The organism is Glycomyces niveus, assembly GCF_017592475.1.
In the GTDB taxonomy this organism is placed as follows: domain Bacteria; phylum Actinomycetota; class Actinomycetes; order Mycobacteriales; family Micromonosporaceae; genus Glycomyces; species Glycomyces niveus.
In genome coordinates, this window is the sequence record NZ_JAGFNP010000001.1 from 143,417 (window position 1) to 164,818 (window position 21,402).

Annotated in this window: 21 protein-coding genes; 14 read left to right on the forward strand and 7 right to left on the reverse strand. The window is 69.1% G+C overall.

Translation table 11 applies throughout. The annotated features are described in order from the left end of the window. Positions 1 to 212: 212 nt before the first annotated feature. The 3 genes from araB to araA are packed head-to-tail and all read left to right on the forward strand — an operon-like array spanning position 213 to position 4,065. Positions 213 to 1,877 (forward strand): ribulokinase, encoded by a 1,665-nt coding sequence (gene araB / locus J5V16_RS00700; protein WP_208494038.1) that lies wholly within the window; start codon positions 213 to 215, stop codon positions 1,875 to 1,877. Further along, positions 1,874 to 2,563 (forward strand): L-ribulose-5-phosphate 4-epimerase, encoded by a 690-nt coding sequence (locus tag J5V16_RS00705; protein WP_208494039.1) that lies wholly within the window; start codon positions 1,874 to 1,876, stop codon positions 2,561 to 2,563. Before araB ends, J5V16_RS00705 begins: the two co-directional genes overlap by 4 nt. 5 nt (positions 2,564 to 2,568) lie before the next feature. Beyond that, on the forward strand, positions 2,569 to 4,065 hold the full coding sequence (gene araA, locus J5V16_RS00710; protein WP_208494040.1) for an L-arabinose isomerase: 1,497 nt from the start codon (positions 2,569 to 2,571) through the stop codon (positions 4,063 to 4,065). Between the two features lie 249 nt (positions 4,066 to 4,314). Here araA and J5V16_RS00715 read toward each other — a convergent pair whose 3' ends face one another. Then, a complete protein-coding gene (locus J5V16_RS00715) occupies positions 4,315 to 5,472 on the reverse strand; it encodes an ROK family protein (protein ID WP_208494041.1) in 1,158 nt (385 codons plus the stop codon). A gap of 143 nt (positions 5,473 to 5,615) precedes the next feature. Between J5V16_RS00715 and J5V16_RS00720 the strand changes: the two genes are divergently transcribed. The 6 genes from J5V16_RS00720 to J5V16_RS00745 all read left to right on the forward strand — a co-directional run bounded on the left by J5V16_RS00720 (position 5,616) and on the right by J5V16_RS00745 (position 11,498). Further along, positions 5,616 to 6,839 carry an MFS transporter gene (locus J5V16_RS00720; protein ID WP_307792825.1) on the forward strand — a complete coding sequence of 408 codons (1,224 nt, stop codon included), beginning with the start codon at positions 5,616 to 5,618 and terminating at the stop codon, positions 6,837 to 6,839. 253 nt (positions 6,840 to 7,092) lie between these two features. Continuing rightward, positions 7,093 to 7,680: a TMEM165/GDT1 family protein gene (locus J5V16_RS00725; RefSeq protein WP_208494043.1), complete on the forward strand. Its 588-nt coding sequence runs from the start codon at positions 7,093 to 7,095 to the stop codon at positions 7,678 to 7,680. Positions 7,681 to 7,690: 10 nt separating this feature from the next. Continuing rightward, positions 7,691 to 8,155, forward strand: coding sequence for a ribonuclease HI (gene rnhA / locus J5V16_RS00730; RefSeq protein ID WP_208494044.1), 465 nt, complete (start codon positions 7,691 to 7,693; stop codon positions 8,153 to 8,155). An 84-nt stretch (positions 8,156 to 8,239) separates the two neighbouring features. Continuing rightward, complete coding sequence (locus J5V16_RS00735; protein WP_208494045.1) at positions 8,240 to 9,109, forward strand: co-chaperone YbbN; 870 nt, start codon at positions 8,240 to 8,242, stop codon at positions 9,107 to 9,109. Between the two features lie 148 nt (positions 9,110 to 9,257). Continuing rightward, entirely contained in the window at positions 9,258 to 10,172 is a 915-nt protein-coding gene (locus J5V16_RS00740) for an arginase family protein (protein ID WP_243900561.1), read from the forward strand. A gap of 138 nt (positions 10,173 to 10,310) precedes the next feature. Further along, complete coding sequence (locus tag J5V16_RS00745; protein ID WP_208494046.1) at positions 10,311 to 11,498, forward strand: RtcB family protein; 1,188 nt, start codon at positions 10,311 to 10,313, stop codon at positions 11,496 to 11,498. 45 nt (positions 11,499 to 11,543) lie between these two features. Here the strand turns inward: J5V16_RS00745 and J5V16_RS24815 are convergent, their stop codons facing one another. Further along, positions 11,544 to 11,672, reverse strand: a complete 129-nt coding sequence (locus J5V16_RS24815) for a hypothetical protein (RefSeq protein WP_255537157.1) — start codon at positions 11,670 to 11,672, stop codon at positions 11,544 to 11,546. A gap of 53 nt (positions 11,673 to 11,725) precedes the next feature. On the opposite strand from J5V16_RS24815, the gene J5V16_RS00750 reads away from it, so the two are divergent. The 3 genes from J5V16_RS00750 to J5V16_RS00760 all read left to right on the forward strand — a co-directional run bounded on the left by J5V16_RS00750 (position 11,726) and on the right by J5V16_RS00760 (position 17,160). Then, on the forward strand, positions 11,726 to 12,013 hold the full coding sequence (locus J5V16_RS00750) for a hypothetical protein (protein WP_208494047.1): 288 nt from the start codon (positions 11,726 to 11,728) through the stop codon (positions 12,011 to 12,013). Between the two features lie 138 nt (positions 12,014 to 12,151). Beyond that, the gene (locus J5V16_RS00755; RefSeq protein ID WP_208494048.1) at positions 12,152 to 12,505 is read left to right on the forward strand and encodes a carbon-nitrogen hydrolase family protein; all 354 of its coding nucleotides are present in this window, start codon (positions 12,152 to 12,154) and stop codon (positions 12,503 to 12,505) included. Between the two features lie 161 nt (positions 12,506 to 12,666). Next, positions 12,667 to 17,160 carry a hypothetical protein gene (locus J5V16_RS00760; RefSeq protein WP_208494049.1) on the forward strand — a complete coding sequence of 1,498 codons (4,494 nt, stop codon included), beginning with the start codon at positions 12,667 to 12,669 and terminating at the stop codon, positions 17,158 to 17,160. Between the two features lie 53 nt (positions 17,161 to 17,213). Here J5V16_RS00760 and J5V16_RS00765 read toward each other — a convergent pair whose 3' ends face one another. Both J5V16_RS00765 and J5V16_RS00770 read right to left on the reverse strand, forming a co-directional pair. Then, the gene (locus tag J5V16_RS00765; RefSeq protein WP_208494050.1) at positions 17,214 to 17,399 is read right to left on the reverse strand and encodes a DUF397 domain-containing protein; all 186 of its coding nucleotides are present in this window, start codon (positions 17,397 to 17,399) and stop codon (positions 17,214 to 17,216) included. Beyond that, positions 17,396 to 18,214: a helix-turn-helix domain-containing protein gene (locus J5V16_RS00770; protein WP_208494051.1), complete on the reverse strand. Its 819-nt coding sequence runs from the start codon at positions 18,212 to 18,214 to the stop codon at positions 17,396 to 17,398. The genes J5V16_RS00765 and J5V16_RS00770 overlap by 4 nt, the downstream gene beginning before the upstream one ends. A gap of 229 nt (positions 18,215 to 18,443) precedes the next feature. Between J5V16_RS00770 and J5V16_RS00775 the strand changes: the two genes are divergently transcribed. Continuing rightward, positions 18,444 to 18,788, forward strand: a complete 345-nt coding sequence (locus J5V16_RS00775; RefSeq protein WP_208494052.1) for a hypothetical protein — start codon at positions 18,444 to 18,446, stop codon at positions 18,786 to 18,788. Next, positions 18,781 to 19,083 carry a hypothetical protein gene (locus J5V16_RS00780; protein ID WP_208494053.1) on the forward strand — a complete coding sequence of 101 codons (303 nt, stop codon included), beginning with the start codon at positions 18,781 to 18,783 and terminating at the stop codon, positions 19,081 to 19,083. The genes J5V16_RS00775 and J5V16_RS00780 overlap by 8 nt, the downstream gene beginning before the upstream one ends. A gap of 99 nt (positions 19,084 to 19,182) precedes the next feature. On the opposite strand, the gene J5V16_RS00785 is transcribed toward J5V16_RS00780, so the two are convergent. The 3 genes from J5V16_RS00785 to J5V16_RS00795 all read right to left on the reverse strand — a co-directional run bounded on the left by J5V16_RS00785 (position 19,183) and on the right by J5V16_RS00795 (position 21,362). After that, entirely contained in the window at positions 19,183 to 19,590 is a 408-nt protein-coding gene (locus J5V16_RS00785) for a hypothetical protein (protein WP_208494054.1), read from the reverse strand. 74 nt (positions 19,591 to 19,664) lie between these two features. After that, positions 19,665 to 19,811: a hypothetical protein gene (locus tag J5V16_RS00790; RefSeq protein ID WP_208494055.1), complete on the reverse strand. Its 147-nt coding sequence runs from the start codon at positions 19,809 to 19,811 to the stop codon at positions 19,665 to 19,667. A gap of 3 nt (positions 19,812 to 19,814) precedes the next feature. Then, positions 19,815 to 21,362: a polyamine aminopropyltransferase gene (locus J5V16_RS00795; RefSeq protein WP_208494484.1), complete on the reverse strand. Its 1,548-nt coding sequence runs from the start codon at positions 21,360 to 21,362 to the stop codon at positions 19,815 to 19,817. Positions 21,363 to 21,402: the final 40 nt, after the last annotated feature.

The window sequence follows — 21,402 nt, forward strand, 5'->3', positions numbered from 1 at the left end:
CCCGCTCGGGCGGATCGATCCGGTATTTCCGGTTCCGGCTCCCGTTCATCGGACCACTGCTGGTACCGAACGTGTGAATGCGTTAGGTTGTTGGGGATCCAACTCTGTGCACACGCCGCCGCCCACCGGTGGAACAGCAGCATGTGAGCGATCACTTTTTACTTGTGGACCTCGACGAACGTGTCGAAAACGAGCACCCCCAAGGAGGCGCAATGACGGGCAGCGACAACGATGCCGTTGCTATCGGGATCGACTTCGGCACCTTGTCGGGCCGGGTCGTCGTGGCATCGGTGGCCGACGGCCGCGAGCTGGCCAGCGCCGAGCACGTGTACGAGCACGGCGCCATCGAAGAAGCCCTGCCGGGCTCGGGCGTCCGCCTCGGCCGCAGCTGGGCGCTCCAGTCGCCCAAGGACTGGGTCGACGTCCTCCGCAACGCCGTGCCCGCCGCCATCGCCGCCGCGGGGGTGAGCCCCGACCAGGTCATCGGCATCGCCACGGACTTCACCGCGTGCACGATCCTCCCGACCACCGCCGACGGCACGCCGCTGTGCGAGCTGGACGAGTTCAAGGACCGCCCGCACGCGTGGCCGAAGCTGTGGAAGCACCACGCCGCGCAGGGCCAGGCCGACCGCATCAACGCCGTCGCCGCCGAGCGCGGCGAGGCGTGGCTGCCCCGCTACGGCGGCAAGATCTCCTCGGAGTGGGCCTACGCCAAGGGCCTGCAGCTCCTCGAGGAGGACCGCGAGATCTACGACCGCGCCGAGCGCTGGATCGAAGCGGCCGACTGGATCGTGTGGCAGCTGTGCGGCCAGGAGACCCGCAACTCCTGCACCGCCGGCTACAAGGGCATCGTCCAGGACGGCGAGCGCCCCTCCCGCGAGTACCTGGCCGCGCTCAACCCCGACTTCGCCGACTTCAACGCCAAGATGGAGCACCCGCTGCTGCCCCTGGGCGACAAGGCGGGCGAGCTCACCGCGCAGGCCGCCGAGTGGACGGGCCTGAACGCCGGCACCGTGATCGCCGCCGGGAACGTCGACGCGCACGTCACCGCCGCCTCCGCGAAGGCCGTCGGCCCCGGCCAGATGGTCGCCATCATGGGCACCAGCACCTGCCACGTCGTCAACGGCGAGAACCTGACCGAGGCGCCGGGCATGTGCGGCGTGGTCCGCGACGGCATCACCAAGGGCCTGTGGGGCTACGAGGCCGGGCAGTCCGGCGTGGGCGACATCTTCGCGTGGTTCACCAAGAACGGCGTCCCCGGCGAGTACACCGCCGAGGCCGAGAAGCGCGGCGTCTCCATCCACGAGTACCTGACCGAGCTCGCCGAGCAGCAGGCCGTCGGCCAGCACGGCCTGGTCGCGCTCGACTGGCACTCGGGGAACCGCTCCGTCCTGGTCGACCACGACCTGCACGGCGTCATCCTGGGCCTGGGCCTGCAGTCCAAGCCCGAGGACGTGTACCGGGCGCTGGTGGAGGCCACCGCGTTCGGCACCCGCATGATTGTCGAGACCCTGGTCAAGGCCGGCGTCCCGATCGACGAGTTCGTCGCCGCGGGCGGCCTGCTGAAGAACAAGTGGCTCATGCAGACCTACTCGGACGTGCTGCGCATGCCGATCACGGTCCTCACCTCGCAGCAGGGCCCGGCGCTGGGCTCGGCGATCCACGCCGCGGTCGCGGCGGGCGCCTACCCGGACATCGTGGCGGCCGCGGAGGCCATGGGCAAGGTCGAGCGCAACGCGTACGTCCCCGACGAGGCCCGCGCCGACGCCTACGACCAGCTGTACGCCGTCTACGAGGAGCTGCACGACCACTTCGGTCGCGGCGGCTCGCGCGCCCTGCACACGCTGCACAAGATCGCCACGGAGGCAACGAAATGACGTTCAAGACGACTGCGGCCGTCGAGGAGATGAAGGTCAAGGTCAGCGACCTGCACGCCGAGCTCCTGCGCTGGGGCCTGGTGACCTGGACCAGCGGCAACGTCTCGGGCCGCGTCCCGGGCACCGACCTCATCGTCATCAAGCCCAGCGGCGTCTCCTACGACGATATGAAGCCCGAGCTGATGGTCGTCACCGACCTGGAGGGCAACATCCTCGACGGCGACCTCGCGCCGTCTTCGGACGCGGAGAGCCACAACGTGGTCTACCAGGAGATGCCCGAGGTCGGCGGCGTGGTCCACACGCACAGCCCGTACGCGACGGCGTGGGCCGCGCGCGCCGAGCCGATCCCGTGCGTGATCACGGCGATGGCCGACGAGTTCGGCGGGGAGATCCCGCTGGGCCCGTTCGCGCGCATCGGCTCCGACGCGATCGGCAAGGGCATCGTGGAGACCCTGCGGGGGCACCGCTCCCCGGCGGTCATCATGCAGAACCACGGCGTGTTCACCATCGGCAAGGACCCGAAGGCCGCCGTGAAGGCCGCCGTCATGGCCGAGGACGTGGCGCGCACCGTCCACATCTCGCGCCAGCTGGGCGAGCCGGTCCCGATCCCCCAGGCGGACATCGACAAGCTCTACGACCGCTACCAGAACGTCTACGGCCAGCAGCCGTCCTCCAAGGAGCAATAGCACAAATGGAAACGAAAGAACTCTGGTTCGTCACCGGCAGCCAGCACCTCTACGGCCCCGAGGCCATCGAGCAGGTCGCGCAGAACTCGGCCGACATCGTCGCCGGGCTCGACGCCGCCCCCTCGATCCCGGTCAAGGTCGTGGCGAAGCCGGTGCTGACCACGCCCGAGGAGATCAAGAAGGTCCTCCTGGAGGCGAACGCGGACGACGCCTGCATCGGCGTCATCACGTGGATGCACACCTTCTCCCCGTCGAAGATGTGGATCGCCGGGCTCGGCGCCCTGCAGAAGCCGCTGCTGCACCTGCACACGCAGCACAACCGCGACCTGCCGTGGGCCGACATCGACATGGACTTCATGAACCTGAACCAGGCCGCCCACGGCGACCGCGAGTTCGGGTACATGCTCACGCGCCTGCGCCACCGCCGCAAGACCGTGGTGGGCCACTGGGCGGACGCGCGGGTCCAGGGCCGCATCGGCAACTGGGCGCGGGCGGCGCTGGGCTGGAACGAGGTCCAGAACCTGAAGCTGGTGCGCTTCGGCGACAACATGCGCTATGTGGGCGTGACCGAGGGCGACAAGGTCGAGGCGCAGATCCGCCTGGGCGTCGAGGTGAACACGTACGGCGTCAACGAGCTCGTCGAGCGCGTGGCGACCATCGAGGACAAGGACGTCGACGACCTCGTGAAGCTCTACGAGGCCGACTACGACGTGGTGCCGGAGCTGCGCGTCGGCGGCGAGCGGCACGAGTCGCTGCGCGACGCGGCCCGCATCGAGCTGGCGCTGCGGTCGGTGCTGGAGGAGCACGGCGCGAAGGCGTTCACGGACACGTTCGAGGACCTGGGCGCGCTCAAGCAGCTCCCGGGCATCGCGGTGCAGCGGCTCATGGCCGACGGCTACGGCTTCGGCGGCGAGGGCGACTGGAAGACCGCCGTGCTCGTGCGGGTCATGAAGGTCATGGCGCAGGGCCTCGAGGGCGGCACGTCCTTCATGGAGGACTACACGTACAACCTCGGTTCGGAGACCCCGCAGATCCTGGGCGCGCACATGCTCGAGGTGTGCCCGACGATCGCGTCGGCGAAGCCGGCGGCGGAGATCCACCCGCTGGGCATCGGCGGCAAGGAGGACCCGGTGCGCCTGGTCTTCACCGCGCCGCCCGGCCCGGCGATCGCGGTGGGCCTGATGGACTTCGGGACGCGGCTGCGCCTGGTGGCCAACGAGGTCGACACGGTCGAGCCCGACGAGGACCTGCCGAACCTGCCGGTCGCGCGCGCCGTGTGGGTGCCGCGCCCGGACCTGGAGACGGCGGCCGAGGCCTGGCTGACCGCCGGCGGACCGCACCACACCTCGTACACGCAGGCCTTCGGCCGCGAGGTGATGGAGGACTTCGCGGAGATCGCGGGCCTCGAGCTCGTCGTGATCGGCGAGGGCACCACCGCCACCGAGTTCAAGCGCGAGCTGCGCTGGAACCAGGTGTACCACCACCTCGAGGGCGGCATCTAACGAGCGCCGCAAGGCGGAAGTGATGAGGGGCGGGCCCGGTCGGGCCCGCCCCTCACTCGTTCGAGTGGATTCCGCAGAGGGGCGGGGTTACGGCGGGGATTCTTGTCGGACCCGGGGGCAATGCTGGGCTCCCCTGGGTGGGTGGGGGGCTTGGGAAGGCCTGTACGACCATCCCGAACCCCCACCCTCCCAGAGGGGCTGTCGCGATCATCGCGCCCGGGTGTGACAACCCACCCGGGCGTGTCGCGTTCACTGCCGCGATTTCACCCATTCGGGGGTCAGGATCGCGTCCCACGCGATCTCGGCCGCGCCGGTCAGCGGCCCCGCGTCGCCGACCGTGCCGGGCACGATCCGCGGCGGCTCGTCGCGGCGGAACGCCATCAGGAACTCGGCGCAGCTCGCTTCGATCAGGCTGCGCCGCAAGCGGATCAAGTCCACCCCGAGTCCCGAGAGGCTGATCGCCTCCGGGTCGAGCGCGTTCGCGAGCGCGCCGAGCCCGCGGCCGAGCGCGGCGGCGTTCTCGTCGAGGGCCGCGCCGGCCTCCGGGTCGCCGTCCTCGGCGCGGCGCAGGATCTCCCGCGCCAGTTCGCGTCCCGTGCCGTAGCCGGGCTGCTCGCCGAACCGCCGCACGAGCGCGTTCGCGCCCACGTCGAGGCTCCAGCAGCCGCGCACGCCGCACATGCACGTCAGCCCGGACCCGGTGAGGGGCATGTGCCCGAACTCTCCGGCGATGTTGTGCCCGCCGCGCTGCGCGTCGCCGGCCAGCAGCAGCGTCCCGCCGATGTCGAAGTCGATGTGGAAGTGCATCGCGGTCCCCATGCCGCGCAGCGCGCCCCGCCGCGATTCGGCGAGTCCGGCGAGGCGCGCGTCGTTGTCGATCACCGTGGTCGGCCAGTCCGCGCCGATGAGCGTCCCCAGCTCCACCTCGTCCCAGCCCAGGTGCGAGATGTGCAGCCGGTGCCCGTCGCGGATCGGCCCCGACGTGGCGAACCCGACGACGGCCAGCCGCTCGTCCTCGTGCCGGGCGATCGCGGCGCGGATCCGCGCGAACACCGCGGGGGTGCGGTCGTGCTCGCCGGATTCGAGTTCGGTGATCGCGCCGCCGAGCGCGACCGAGGCGAGTGTCCACGTGTCCTCCCGGAAGTCGACCGCGAACGCCAGCGGCCCTTCGGGATGCGGGACGAGGAGGGTCGTGGGCCGCCCGCGGCCGCTGCTCTCGGCCGGGACCTCGTGCAGCAGGCGGGCCTGCTCGAGCTCGCCGACGAGCGCGGCGGCGGTGTTGCGGCCGATGCCGAGGAGCCGCGCGGCCTCGGCCCGGGTGAACGGCGCGGCGGCGTCGTGGACGGCGCGCAGCAGCCGGACCTGGTTGCGGACACGGAGGTCGGCGCTGGTCATCGTCTGGGGCATGCAGGGATTATGCCAGCCGCACCCCCATTTTTTGTATTCAGCTTGAACATAAACCTTGACGACGGCACGCCGCCCTTGTTATGTTCATATCGAGAACAAAACCTTGGCGGTGCGCCGCCTCCCGATCGCAAGGACCAACGGCTGTGCCCACCGCGACCACCACCCCCGATCTCCTCGCCCTCCGACGCGCCCGCATCGGCCTCCACGGCGCCTTCGCCACCTCCGGCTTCGTCATGGGCGCCTGGGCCGCCTCGCTGCCCGGCATCGACGACCGCCTCGGCCTCGGCGAAGCGAAGCTCGGCACCGCGCTCCTGCTCATCCAGCTCGTCGGCCTCGGCTCGATGGTCCTCGCCGGCCGCATCGCCGACCGCGTCACGAGCCGCAAGCTCCTCCTGTGGACCGCCCCCGCCACACAGCTCGTGCTCATCGCCCCCGCCCTCGCCCCGAACTACACCACCCTCCTCGCCTGCGCGGCCCTCTACGGCGTCGGCGTCGGCTTCATCGAGGTCGGCATCAACGCCCACTCGGTCGAACTCGAGCAGCGCTACGGGCGGCCCATCATCTCCGCCTTCCACGGCCTCTGGAGCCTCGGCAGCGCCCTCGCGGGCGCCGTCACCGCCATCGCCCTCGGCATCGGCTTCGGCGGCCAGACCGTGCTCCTCGCCGTCGCCCTCGTCAGCGCGGTCGCCATGGCCGCCTTCACAAGTCCGCTGCTGCCGCCACCGGGTCGAGACAACTCCGGCGGCAGCAGCGGAGCCCCCGTCCGCCGCATCGGCGTCCTGCTCCTCGCGGCCCTGTTCGTCCTCGGCCTCGGCGGGCACCTCATCGAATCCGGCGCGATCGACTGGGCGAACCTCCACGCCGCCAAGGTCCTCGAAGCCGACGACGCCCTCGCGCCCCTCTCCTACACCGTCTTCGCCGTCGCCATGACCGTCTTCCGGCTCTTCGGCGACCCCATCCGCGCCGCGCTCGGCCCCGGCCGCACCCTCCTGTGGGCCGGCGCCACCGCCACCGCCGGCTACGCCCTCGTCCTGGCCTCCGGGCAGGGCGGCGGCCTCCCGCTCGCCTGGGCCGGCTGGCTCCTCGCCGGCAGCGGCATCGCCATCATCGTCCCGGTCCTGTTCAGCGCCATCGGCCAAGCCGGAGGCACGCCCTCCAACGTCGCCCTCATCTCCATGTCCGGCTCTGCCGGCCTCCTCATCGGCCCCGCTGCCATCGGCTACATCGCCGAAGCCACCAGCATCACCACCGGGCTCCTCGTGCCCACCGTGCTGGCCGCGTTCGCCGCATTCGCCGGCCCCCTCACCCTCCGCCGCCTCTTCAAGGAGCAGGCACCGGAACCCGAGCAGACCCCCGCCGCCGTCTGACCGCGGCGCACGTCACGCACCGGGCCCGTCGCGCCGCGACGGGCCCCCGCGTAGACTTGCGAGCGCAGAAGGGGAGTAGCTCCCAACGCTGCGGTCGACATACTGGTTCCTCTCGGCAGGCTTCGCCGAGACCGAACCCGGCCGCACGGCCTCGGTCCCCGAGGCGAGCGAGACCTTCGACCAAGGCCGTACGGCCGGGTCGAGGTCGCTGTGTCCCCTCCTCCCGGCGTGAACACTGGGAGGATCACCCTCAATGGAAGCACTGCTCATCGCCGCCGGCGTCGCGTTCGGCGCCGTCTTCCTCGGCGAAATGGGAGACAAGAGCCAGCTCATGGCCCTCACCTTCGCCACCAAATACCGGATGCGCACCGTCATCCTCGGCCTCGTCATCGCCATCGGCGCCCTCATCGGCCTCTCCGTCGGCGTCGGCGCCGCCCTCGGCAACCTCCTGCCCACCGATTGGATCCGCCTCGCCGCCGCCCTCATGTTCATCGGCTTCGGCCTCTGGGGCCTCAAACCCGAACGCGGCGACGACGAAGACGAAGGCCCCATCAAAGAACGCCGCACCGGCCTCCTCACCATCGTCACCGCCATGTTCCTCGCCGAATTCGGCGACAAGACCATGATCATCGCCATGGGCATGGGCTCCAGCTACCACCCCTGGGGCGTCTGGGCCGGCGGCACCGCCGGCATGCTCGCCGCCGACCTCCTCGCCGTCTTCGCCGGCGCCTGGGTCGCCCAGCGCATCCCCGAGAAGGTCATCCGCTACGTCTCCTCCGGACTGTTCCTCGTGATCGGCGTCCTGCTGGCCATCGAGGCCCTCACCGCGCTCGCGGACTAAGCTGGCGGTCATGCCGAAACCGGACGCGAACGAGGACACCGCCGTCATCTACACCGACGGGGCGTGCTCCGGCAACCCCGGCCCGGGGGGCTGGGGCGTCTACTACCAGTGGGGCGAGCACGAGAAGGAGCTGTACGGCGCCGAGAAGGCCACCACCAACAACCGCATGGAGCTCATGGCCGCCATCCAGGCCCTCGAGACCCTCAAGCGCCCCATGAACGTCGTGCTCTACACCGACTCCTCGTACGTGCGCAACGGCATCACCTCCTGGATGAACGGCTGGAAGCGCAACGGCTGGATCAACTCCAAGAAGGAACCGGTCAAGAACGCCGACCTGTGGCGCCGCCTCGACGAGGCCGCCGCCCGCCACACCGTCGACTGGCGCTGGGTCAAAGGCCACGCGGGCGATCCCGGCAACGAACGCGCCGATCGCCTCGCCTGCAAAGGCCGCGACGAAGCCGCCGGACGCCGCTGACCCCGTCTATTCCCGCCGCCGCGCGATCCACAACGCACCCGGCCCGCGCTCCCGGGCCACGATGAGAATGGAACAATCACCACCATGAGCGACCAGGTACCGTCACGATTCTCCGGAGGCGTCGACCTCAGCACCCTCGCGGCCGCCGCCCAGCAGCAGGCGCAGCAGGGCGGCCTCGGCGGCGGAGGCGTCCTCGCCATCGACGTCACCGACGCGACCGTCCAGAGCGAAGTGCTCGAGCGCTCCCTCGACGCGCTGGTCGTCGTCGCGTTCTGGGCCGACCAGGTGCCCGAGAGCCTCCAAGTGCGCGACATCCTCCAGCGCCTCGCCGCCGAAGCCGGCGGCGCATGGGTGCTCGCGAAGGCCGACGTGCTGCAGAACCAGCAGCTCGCCGCCGCCCTCCAGCTCCAGTCGCTGCCCGCCGTCGTCGCACTCGCGCAGGGCCGCCCGCTCGACCTGCTCCAGGGCCCGCAGTCCGAACAGGGCCTGCGCCAATGGATCGGCCGCGTCACCCAGGCCGCCGGCCTCGACGTGCCCCAGCCGGTCGACCCCGAGCTCGCCAGCGCCGAGAACCTCATGGTCGAAGGCGACCTCGACGCCGCCGAAGCCGCGTACGACAAGTACCTCAAGAACCACCCCGCGTCCGGCGAAGCCGAGGCCGGGCTCGCGCAGGTGCGCATGCTGCGGCGCGTCGGGGCCCTGCCCGACAACGCCGTCGCGATCGCCGACGCCGACCCCGACAACATCGACGCCGCCCTCGCCGCCGCCGACCTCCAGCTCCTCTCCGGGCAGGCCGAAGCCGCCTACGAGCGGCTGATCGGCCTGGTGGCCAAGAACTTCGGCGACGACCGCGAGCGCCTGCGCAAGCGCCTCGTCGAACTGTTCACCGTCGCCGGGACCGACGACCCGACCGTCGCCAAGGCCCGCCGCAAGCTCAGCGCCGTCCTCTTCTGACCGGACCCACCAGCACCGCACGACGCACCCGGACCTCCACGCCACACCGTGACGTGGAGGTCCGGCCGTTCGGTGGACCCCCGGAACTGGTGCCGAGGCGGTCCGCTGTGACAAGCTAGCGAAGCCGGTGCCGAGTGGGAGGTGGGCGTTGCCAGCGACTCGAACGAGACGCATCGCGGTCCTCGACGCGCCCTCCAACCTCGGACTGCGCCCGCCCACCCCGAGCACCGTCCCCGGCTGCGCCAAAGCCCCAGGGGCACTGCGCGACCACCGCCTCCTCTCGCGCCTCAACGCCGTCGACGCCGGCTGCCTCACCCCGCCCCGCTTCGACGCCTCCGCCTGGCGGCCCGGCGACGGCGTCGGCCAGGCCAAGGCCATCGCCGAGTACACGAGGCGCCTCGCCGACCGGGTCGAGCGGCAGTGGCAGGAGCGGCGCTTCCCGCTCGTCCTCGGCGGCGACTGCTCGATCCTGCTCGGGCCCGCGCTGGCGGCCCGGCGGCGGACCGAACGCGACCGCCAGGACCGCGGCCTGGTCTTCATCGACGCGCACTCGGACTTCCGCCACCCGGGGAACTCGCAGTATGTGGGCGCTGCGGCGGCCGAGGAGCTGGCGCTCGCGACCGGCCGCGGCCAGCCCGACCTCACCGACATCGGCGGCCTGCGCCCGTATGTGGACACCGACCATCTCGTGGTGCTGGGCCTGCGGTCGGACGACCCGCACCGGGTCGAGCTCGAGGCCTCGGGCGTCGCCATGCGCACGGTTCCTGCATTGCGCGCCAACGGGATCGGCCGGTCCGCGGAGTGGGCGCTCGACTCGCTGGGGGACGTGGCGACGTTCTGGCTCCATGTCGACACCGACGTCCTCGACCCCTCGGTGATGCCCGCCGTCGACGGCCCCGCGCCCGGCGGCATCTCCCTCGGCGAGCTGAGCCAGATCATCACCACCTGTGCCGCCGACGACCGCTGCGCCGGTATGGACCTCACCGTCTTCGACCCCGACTACGACCCCGACGGCGAGTACGCGAAGGCCCTCGCCGACCTCCTCGTCGAAGCACTCCAATAGCGCCGCTTCACGACTTCGGCACGATCACCGATCGCGCCTTTCGACTAAATGCGTTGATATTTCGTGTTCGCGCGTAGGACGATGGTGCCCGCAACTCGGCCGGTTGTCCACAGTGTCCCCTCTGAGAGGAGCCCCTCCATGTCCTTCACCGACCTCAAGTCCAAAGCGGCTCCGATCCGCCTGTGGGGCGATGTCGACTCGGTCGAGCCGCAGGCGCTCGGCCAACTGCACAACATCGCGAAGCTCCCGTGGGTCCACGGTGTCGCCGTCATGCCCGATGTGCATTACGGCATCGGGGCCACGGTCGGCTCCGTCATCGCAATGCGCGGCGCGGTATCGCCCGCCGCGGTCGGCGTCGATATCGGCTGCGGCATGACCGCTCAGCGGACTTCGCTCACCGCGGAGGACCTGCCCGACGACCTCGGGCGGCTGCGTTCGGCGATCGAGGCGGCGATCCCGGTCGGCCAAGCGATGCACAAGAACTCGGTCGACACCGGGCACGTCAAGACGGGCCTGCACGGCTGGCACGAGTTCTGGTCCGGCTTCGACGATCTCGCGCGGCCGGTGGCGCGCCGGTCCGAGGCGAAGGCGATGAAGCAGCTCGGCACTCTAGGTGGCGGAAATCACTTTATCGAGCTTTGTCTATCTGACGACGGCCAGGTGTGGCTGATGCTCCACTCCGGTTCCCGGTACGTCGGGAACGCGCTGGCGCAGCACCACATCGAGAAGGCGAAGAGCCTGCCGCACAACGCGAGCCTGCCCGACCCCGATCTCGCGGTGTTCGTCGCCGACACGCCCCAGATGGAGGCCTACCGGCGGGACCTGTACTGGGCGCAGGAGTACGCGCGCCGGAACCGGGCCGTCATGATGGCCTTGTACCGCCAGGTCGTCAAGAAGCGGTTCCCGAAGGCCCGCTTCGAGCCTGAGATCTCCGTGCACCACAACTACGTGGCCGAGGAGACGCACGACGGGCAGGACCTGCTCGTGACCCGCAAGGGCGCGATCCGGGCGGGCCTGGGGGACATGGGGATCATCCCCGGGTCGATGGGCGCCTCGAGCTTCATCGTGCGCGGCCTCGGCAACGGGGACGCGTACGAGTCGGCTTCGCACGGCGCGGGCCGGAAGATGAGCCGGAACGCGGCGAAGAAGCGCTTCACCGCCGAGGACCTCATCGCCCAGACCGAAGGCGTCGAGTGCCGCAAGGATGCCGGGGTCCTCGACGAGATCCCCGGCGCCTACAAGGACATCGAGGCGGTCATGGCCGCCCAGTCCGACCTGGTGGAGATCGTGGCGCGGCTGCGCCAGGTCGTCTGCGTCAAGGGCTGACCTGAACGGCCGCAGGGCCGGACCCGCATGGCGCGGGTCCGGCCCTCAGTCGTTCCCGGTGTTGACGAGGGGCATGACGACCTGGTCGAGGATGTCGTCGATGACCTGCTGCGGGGCGGCGTGGCCGCGGGTGAGGAAGTAGTGGGTGAGGAGGTTCGGGGCAAGGTTGACCACCCCTGGGCATCCGGCCCCCCGGCGGCAGCGCCTCCAGTCTCGACCTGGACGCCATGCCCGACCCGGTCGCCGAGATCGTGCGCGCCGCCTACGGCGACGCCACCGGGCACCCGTTCCTCATCTCCGCGTGCATCGCCGCGGCCGGGCTCGTCGCCGCGCTGTTCCTCAGCCCGATCGAACTCCGCGAGACCGTCGACCTCGCCGACACCCCGCCGGGGGAGGAGCCCGCTCTGGCGAACCTTCGCCTGAACGACACCCCTGGCCCTGGGCGGTCGCCGCCGCAGCGGCCACCGCCGTCATACTCGCCTTCGGCTTCGCGCTCGAACCGGTCGCCTGGCTGATGTGGCTCGCGCCCGTCCCGCTGCTGGCGGCCGTGCCCCGCCTCGGCTTCCGGCCCGCGCTCGTCCTGGCTGACGATCTGCAAGGACCTCGACCACGCCGCCACGATCGCCGCGTACGGCGACGGCGACACCGGGCTGGTGCTCGCTCCCGCCCTCGACTTCCATGTGGACGGCTGGTGGCACAGCCGCGTCGCCGTCACCCGCGGCGTGGAGCAGGGCTTCTCACTCGTGCGGGCCGGCCAGATCGGCCTGATGACCGTGAGCGACGCGTCCGGCGCCGTGCTCGCCGAGGACGACCGCCTCGCGATCGCGGAGGTCCCGACCGGCCACGTCGAGACGCTCTACGACGCGTTCGGGAACTGGTTCCTGTTCCCCGTCTTCGCCCTCCTGCTCGCCGGCATCGCCGCCGCGATCCCCGCCCGCCGCGGCTGCCGGGCACCTGAGCCGGAACCGGTCGAGGCCGAACCCGCCGCTCTTGGCGCCCGCGACTGAGCAGGCCACCCTCGCCGGCGGCCCCGACCGCGTCTCCGCTCGGGGCCGCCGGCGACAAAGCTCGCGCGGCGTCCGCCCAAGGGGCACTGAACCCCGGCCGAGCAGACACTGACGGCGCTTGTGGAGCACCAGGTCTCGACGAACGTCGCTAAGGTGGACTGATGCGACCCGAAGTCTGGGTGCCCGCCGTCGCAACCCTCGCAGCAGCCCTCGCCCCGATGGCGATCTCCGCGATCGCCCGATACGTGAAGAACGACAAGGACACCGAAGCGAACGTGTCGGTGTCGAGCACTGGCCGGGCCGGTCGCGTCGTCGGCCTCGCCGCGATCCCGGCCGTGATCGCCGTGTTCCTCGCGCCCCCGCCGTGGAACTGGGCCGCAGCCGGAGCCTACGTTCTCGCACTCACCTTGGCGCTCACCTGGTCCTGGCACCGATCGAGACGACACCCCCGGGTCCTCCCCGACGCCGCCAAACTTCTGGACGGACCGCGAGCCGCACCGGGTTTCGAGTACGACCGCGACTTCCTTCCCGACCTCGTGCGCGTCTACACCAAGAACGACCTCGCCAGGGACCGCGACGCCCTCGAACACCCGAACTCCGACAAGCCGCAGGAAGCGGCGGCCGAACAGCGGCTGAGCTTCGACAAGATCATCGCCGACCCGAAGGTGCGGCACGTCGCGATCACCGGTGAGGCCGGAGTCGGCAAGACCTTCCTGCTCCGCTACTGGGAGCACGACCTGCGACACCGCGCGCCGTCATCAGGCCCCGTCTCCAAATTCAAGCCGCTGCTCGTCGCGGCCCGCAAGCTCGTCGGCCGCGCCTCGATCGCCGAGGCGTTCGGCGACGTCAGCACCGACGTGCTCACCCGACCGCCCGCGAAGGGCCACACCTGGCTCGTGATGATCGACGCCTTCGACGAGATCACCGCCGCCGACGACCGCGCCCAAGTCGAACACCTCGTCTTCGAGGCCGTCGAGGACGCCACGAAGCACAACCGGCCCTGCAAGTTCGTGCTCACCACTCGGGGCCTCACCGACGACCGCCGCCGCAGCTTCGAGAGCCGCGGCGTCACCGAGTTCGAGCTGCAGCCGTTCACCTCCGAACAGCTCCACGCATTCCTCGTCAACGCGGAGACGAGCATCCCCGACCGCGAGCACCGATCCGCGGCGTACACCGCGGCGGTCGCGAAAGCCGACCGGTTCCTCAAACGCTGGGAGGACGAGGACGACCTTCTCGAACTCATCAAGCTCCCGCTGCTCGCCCGCGTCGCGGCCACGATCTACTTCCACGACCGCCACCTTGAACTCCCGTCGCGGCGCATCGACATCTACCACGACGCGATCGAGCACTGGATCACCCAGTTCCACAAGCGCATGAGCGTCGAACGGGAGCAGCACGGGCGGGCGCTGCGCCTGCTCCACGAGTGGCACGGCGGCGCGGGCGAACCGAGCCCCGACGCCACTGACATCGCCATCCGGGATCTCTTGCGCCGCTTGGCATCGCAGTACCTGGAGAGCGGACAGAGTCCAGTGGTCGCCCTCGCTTGCGAGTTGATGCGGCTCCCGGTCCACCCGAAGGACCCACGCGATCTCGACGCACTCGTGACCCTCCTCGAAGCCACCGGACTCGTCCACGACGTCCGGACCGCCCAATCCCACTTCGTCCACAAGTCCTATGCCGAGTATCTGGCCGCCCCCGATTCCCTCCCTTCGTACCGGACCCCGAAGGACTGGGACGACGCCTTCCGCGATCCTGAACGCCGCATCAGCGCGATCTTCGCCTTCGCGCAGATCCCGCACGACCAGCGGTCAGAACTCATCACAACCATGCGTGACCAGGGAGACTGCATTCACGCGCTCGGCTGGATCGCCGCGGAGGGCCTGTGCGTGGTTGAAGGGACTGGCCGCATCGACCGCGAGATGCGGAACGCGCTCATCGAGACGGTGCTCGGGGCCTGGCCTCGCTACCAGAGCTCTGACTGGTGGCGGTTGATCAACGGGCTCTGCAATGTGAAGCACGCCAGGGACCTGCTCTTCAGGTTCGTGGAGGAAGGGCGGGAATCCGAATCCGACCGTGTCGACATCTCCCGCAGCCTGGCAAACCATGATCCTCGTGGCGTCGATCTGCTCCGCGACTTCACCAGTGAGGGAAACGAACCCTGGATTCGATGGAACGCCGCGAACGAGCTCCTAGAACACGATCGAGCTGCGGCGAGAGACATCCTGGACGAGCTCGCATCCGACTTGAATTCGCATTCCTTCACCCGCGTCAATGCACTGAGAAGCCTCGCCGGATACTGGCCGGACTCGGCAGTGCCGATCCTGCGGGAAATCGCGAACGATCCGAGCAACGACCCCAACGAACGGGTGAACGCAGCGGGCGCATTGGCCGATCATGACGCACTCGCCGCCGCAGACCTGCTCCGCCGATTCCTCGACCAGCGCGGCCTCCCCGATTCCGCCCGGGTTTACGCCGCGACGTGGCTTTGCGAGACCGATCGGGATGCAGGAGTCGCCGCACTGCGGGCATTCGCGTCGGACCGAGCGATGGACTCGTATACACGAGGCCAAGCCGCGAACACGCTGCCGCGCTTCGACCGCGAATCCGGGGTCGCCATGCTGTGGGAATTGGCGAGGGACCGCTCGATCGCGATCCGAACGCGCATCACGCTGCTGATCTGGCTCCGCGAGTACGACCCCGATGCAGCGCAACGTGAACTTTCAGAGGTCGCAGCCGATCGGTCCTTGGACGCCATTGACCAGATGGTCATCACGCGGATTCCAGCACGAGACGGCGGCCGGATCGACGTCGCGACGCTTGAGTCCATCGCGTCCGACCCCTCGGCAAGCGACAACGAGCAGGTGTATGCGATCGACGAGATGCTGAACATCGACCAGAAGCGAATGATGGACCGGCTGAGGCAGTACGCGACCGACCCCGGCGTTGAGGGCTACGCCCGGAGCAACGCCGCGACCTACATTCAGCAGTACGACTTCCGCCTTGGAACCTCTCTGCTGGAATCCATCGCAGACGACGCTGCGGTCAGAGGATCTGAACGCGAGTACGCCTATTCCTGCATGTTGAGGAAAGGACATCCGACAGCTCGACAGCGTCTCCTCGAATTCGCCACGGACGACACGGTCGACCCCACGGCCCGTCTCGAGGCGTTGCGCTCACTGATGCCGAGGCTCGGTGAGCAGGGCCTGGCGATCGTGAGGGCACTGCAGTCAGAGAACCGGCTACAGCCGGAACACCGCGCCGATGCGGTCGCGTTCCTGGTCGATTTCGACGAAGACGAGCCTGTCAACCGGCTGACGGATCTCGCGAACGACCCCGAAGCGCACGAGGACGCCCGCATCAAAGCCGCGGTCGCGCTGGCGCGCTACGACCTCGCAAATGCAACCGCCGCCCTGCGCCGCCTCGCGGTGAGCGCAGAAGTGAGCGAGGGCGCACGGTCAGCGGCGGCTGGGGAACTGGTCGCGTTCGAACCCGATCCTGCGTTGCGGCTGCTGACCGGCATCGCCTCGACTCCTGACATGGATGACGAGGCCAGAGTCAAGGCCGCCAAGAGTGTGGCGGAAGTAGACCGCGAAAGCGGGCGCGTCCTCCTCTTCCCGCTAGCGCAAGACACTGGCCTCTATCGCAACCTCACCGTCGACGCTGCTTACTGGCTCTACAAGTTCGGTGACGACCGCGGGAAGACTCTCACCATTTCGTATGCGACCGGCCCGGACCTCGATGACCAGGCGCGAGTCGCTGCCGCCAGAAACCTGCTGGAACTCGATCCCGAGTTCGGTACAGGACTGCTGACCGCGTTCGCCGCAGACTTCGGACTTGATGACAAGGCCCAAACGGACGCGGCGCTGGCACTCGCAAGGGTCGATCGCGACGCGGGACTCCGCGCGCTTCGCGACATCGCCGAGGCGCCGCCGACGATCGGGGGCCGCAAGGCTCGTGCAGCGTGGGGTATCACCAAGTACCAACCGGACGAGGGCAAACGGCTGCTGCACGAGTTGGTCGCCGACACGAGCGAGCGAGGCCTGACCAGTGTCCTCGCAGCCGACGCGCTGGTGGACTTCGATCGGGATAACGGTCTGTCGATCCTGTGCGACTTGGCCGAGGATGGATCGATCGACCCTTGCGCCCGTGAGGTCGCCGTTCGCCGCATCGGGGATGTCGACCATGTGACCGCGGCCGAGATGCTGTGGAAGCTTGTCATGGACGAATCGGCACCTGCGCTGGTCCGTGTCGAGGCCGCAGACGACCTGCCTCTAGAGAACTTCAGCCAGTACCTCGCATTGCAGCGCCGCTTTGTAGACGACCCCGATTTCAGCGGTTTCGGGCGGGTCGGGGCGGCGCTCAAGATCTCCTTCGGGAGGAAGGTGGAGGGTGTGGAGCGCTTGCGCGCTTTGAGCGCTGATCCGGAACTCGATGAGACGGAGCGGATCTGGGCCGAGATCACGCTTTCGTGGCGCGATGCCGGGGTGCGCGCGTCATTGGAGCGGCGTCAGGTCGATCCGAGCGCTGTGGACTTCGCGCGCTTGCGCAAGGCGGCGGACGATTCGATCGTGTTGGACCTGCGGACTGGGCACCCGTTTCGCCGCCGGGTGACAGCCCTTGAAGCGCGTGCTGGTGCTCGAATCGTTCACGATTGAGAAGCGCGAAGGGTCCGAGCGCGGAGCGCTCGGACCCTGTCGGGTTCTGATGCTCAGTTGCGCCCTGCAGCGCGGAGGAGGCCGGTGAAGTCGGCGGCCCCGAGATCGAGGATCGGGGACTCGTCGCCGAGCTTGCTGTCCCGCACCTGAAAGCCGGAGGGGGCGGGACGGGCTTCGACGCACGCAGAGTCTTGCGAGCCGCTACTCCTGCTGGACTTGCGCCACCCGGCTTGACTCATAGCTTGAACTCCTTAATTGACCTGACCAGGCCTTCCACTGCATCGAGTCCGTTGCGGTAGTGCTGCACGGACTCCGCCTCCTCGAAGTATAGGTAGGCGTTCTGCGCCTCGACGAAGATGATGTCGGGGTCGTCTTCGGCGGAGAAGGACAACAGGATGAACGGGAGGTGCATGAGGTGGGGCGGACCGCTGGAGAACGGAAGGTACCGCACCGTTGCATGGTCGAGCGAATCCGCTTCGATGAGCCGATTGATCTGCTCAGTGTCGCAGCCGAACCGGAGCACTGCCTCACTTACAAGGAAGTGGTGCTGCGGCTCATTGCCCTGCCAAAAAGGTCGTTGGCTTTGCAGTCGGAGCTGAACTTCCTCTTCGACCTCAGCCGAACCGAGGTCGGGATTTCGGCTGAAGAGCATCCGCAGGTGGCTCTCTGACTGGAGCTGGCCTGGCACGAAGGTCGACTCGTACTGGTGGACCGTGCTGGCATGGAGCTGCAGTTCATGGAAGGCGCTGAATCCGAAGAGACCGCGTCCTCTCGGCTGCGTCCAGGTCGTCGCCGGTCCCAGCCTCCACAGCCGCTCCAGCTCGAACTTCTCCTCTTTCGGCATCCCGTAGAGATCGCACAGCGATCCGATGACGGGGAAGGAGAGCGTGGTGGCTTCGCCGTCTTCCAACCGTTGGACGGTCCGGGTCGATCCGGCTCTCGCGGTGACCTCCGGATGGCGCATGGAGTAGCCCGCCTGCTTGCGCGCGATCTTGAGTTTCCTGCCGATGAGTTTGCGCCGCATGGGAGTCTGGCGCGTCGCGTCGTTACGCATCTCTCCAGTAAAGCAACGGCTACGGATTGCGCAACCCTCAACGCACCTCAGTTCGATGTGGCGTTTGGCTGTGGCCTGTGGGCGTACTCCACGCGCCACAGCCTGCGGCCGCAGCCCCCGGCAGTGCGCCAACTGCCACGCTTTGACCTGCGGTTTTGCTATTGAATCGGGCTTGGTGTCGCCCTACTGTCGACACATCGCGAGTCGTTCCGCAGGAGAGGGGACAACGATGTTGCGAGCAGAGAATGGGAAGTCCGCGCCGAGTCCGAATCCGGACCTGTTGGTGCGCGGTGGTTTCACCGACGAGGTCGACGGATTCTGGGTGTACGCGCTGAGCGCGGCATCGCCCGATGCGTTCCAGGTGTGCGCCAACGGGAATCAGGCGGACATCGTCCTGATCGTCTCCGGGTTGCACTCCGGTCTGATCCATGCCACGTGGGGTGAAGGCTGGCGGTCGCGCTCAGTGGAATGGCGTGAGTGGGCGAAGGGCTGCGCCATGCACGTCTTCGCCAACGGCAGCCTACTCAAGGAGCCGCAGACGGGTGCGAGGAAGGTCCGGTTCTGCGATGGCTGAGACCCGTTTCGTCGACGACGAACCCGATCCCGGCGAGAACGGCTGGCTCGGTGACTTCGCCAGGGGGCCGGCGGTGTTCTCGGTCTTCCGAACCGGGCCGAACAACGGCGGTCACCCGTTGCTCCCGCCGGAGTTCCGGATCACTTGCAATGACGGCGCGGGGCCGCGTGAGATCTGCCGGTTCACCGAGGAGCCCGAGTTCGCGCCGGAATGGTTCGGCGCGTGGAGGAATGACCGTTGGTGTTCCTGGATACTCCGACAGGCGAAGAGACTCATCGAGAACCCTGAGGCGTGAGCGGCGTCGGCCGCCCGCCGTGCGGCATTGCGACCGCATGAAAGGGGACAGCGGGGCGGTGGACTGGGTGGAGTCCGCCGCCCCGCTCGTGTCGTCGGGTCAGGCCTGGGGGAGTACGGAGATGAGGCGGGCCAGCTCTTCGCGGTTGACGCTGAACATGCTCACTTTGCGGGGGGCACCGTTCTGGCGCGCCCGCATGACCTTGGAGGTGGCGCGGTCGAAGTAGACGCGCTCGCCCTTCGGCGCGCCGTACGTGTACTTGATGCCGAGCGGTGAGTGCAGGTACAGCGCTCCGGTCGCGGTGTCATAGGTGCAGTACGGCTTGCTGAGCGAGAGGATGCCCATGATCAGGAACAGGGGTCCGAGGACGATCCAGACGCTGAAGCCCCCGGCGAGGATCACGAGCAGGCCGACGAGGCCGAGGACGGCGCCCAGGACGATCTCGAGGACCGCGAAGCCGGTGCTCAGTCTGACGGCGACGAGGTGGGGGTTCTGTTGAGTTGTCATTGGACTTCCTTTGGACGAAGGGGCCGGGCAGCGCCAGGATAGCGCAGGGGGATCAGCGGGGTTCCCGGTGCGGTTCAGGCCGGGCGGCAGGGCAGCGCCGCGAACGGCCGAGGCCGGTCCTCGATGTGGCCGGGCCAGGTCTTGACCGGCAGGCGGCGGCCGTCAGCGGTGACTCGGATCAGGTTGCGGCCGTTCCCGTAGCGGTGTCCGCCGACCGGCATCGGTCAGTAGTTGTTCCATTCCGACTCGACCCGGTCGAGGATCACCGGGTGCATCAGCGTCGACGGCTCCATGTCCATCCGCGCCCGGTCGGGCGGGAAGACCTGGGCGGCTTCGATCAGTTCCGGTGTGAGGGACTGGAACGGCCCCACGGAGGTGTCGAGCCCGAGGGCGGGGGCGTCGCCGTCCGCTTGCACGAGTTGGTATCCCCAGTCGCCGAAGCTCGGCACCGACACCCAGTACGGGCTCGTCGCGTACCCGGCGGCTTCGAGCGTGGAGGCGATGGTCCAGAACGTCTTGGGCGCGAAGTACGGCGAACCCGCCTGCACGACCATCCGGCCGGTCTCGTTGAGGTGGGCGGTCGCGAGCCCGTAGAACTCGATCGAGTACAGCTTCGCGGTCTCGGTCGCGTCAGGGTCGGGCATGTCCACGATGATGGTGTCCCAGGTGCCGGTCTGCTCGCGCAGCCACGTGAACGCGTCGGCGTTGACGACGTTGACCTTGGGGTCGTTCATCGCGTTCCCGTTGAGCGCCACCAGGTCGTCGAACGTCTGCGCCAGGTCGGTGACCGCGCCGTCCAGGTCGACCAGGGTCACCGTCTCGACGTCGGGGTAGCGCAGGATCTCGCGCACCGCGAGCCCGTCGCCGCCGCCGAGGACCAGGACGTTCTCGTGCGGGCCGTGCATCGCCGGGTGCACCAGCGCCTCGTGGTACCGGTATTCGTCCACTGAGGAGAACTGCAGGTCGCCGTTCAGATAGAGGCGCAGGTCGCGCTCCCCGAACGGCGACGCCGACTCCGTCATCACGATCTGCTGGTACTGGCTGTCCTCGCTGTACACGATCGGCGCCGCGTACAGCGCCTGCCGCGCCGCCGTCTCGAATCGGTCCGTGTATACGAACGCCGCCACCAGCAGCACCGCCGTCAACCCCGCGACCAGCGCCAGCAGCTGCTTCGCGGCCTTCGGCAGGTCGTCGCGGAACAGGATCCACACCAGCACGACCCCGGCGACCGCGTTCACCGCGCCGACCAGCAGCGCCCCCTGGATCTGCCCGAAGAACGGCAGCAGCACGAACGGGAACGCGAGCCCGCCGATGAGCCCGCCCAGATAGTCCGCCGCGTTCAAGTCGGCGACCGCCGCGCCCGCTGCCTGCTCCCGGATGCGCTGCAGCAACTCCATGAGCAGCGGGATCTCCGCGCCGATCAAGAGCCCGATCGCCCCCGCGACCACCACCAGCGGCAGGCTGTACAGGTCCGTCCACGAGAACGCCGCGTACAGCAGCATCACACTGAACCCGCCCAGCAGCGCCAGCGCCAGTTCGACCGCCGCGAACGCCAGCGCCGGCCAGCGGCGCAGCGGCTTCGCGGCGAGGGCGCCCAGCCCCATCGCGAACACCATGACCGCCAGCACGATCGACGCCTGCTTCGCGGTGTTCCCGACCAGGTACGCGCCCAACGTGATGAGCGCGAGTTCGTACACCAGCCCGCACGCCGACACCGCGAACGCGGTCGCGAGCAGACCGAAGCGCGCCAGGCGGACCCGGCGCGCCGGCATTACCTGCTGAGGGGCGGCCTCAGTCGTCAAGATTCCTGCG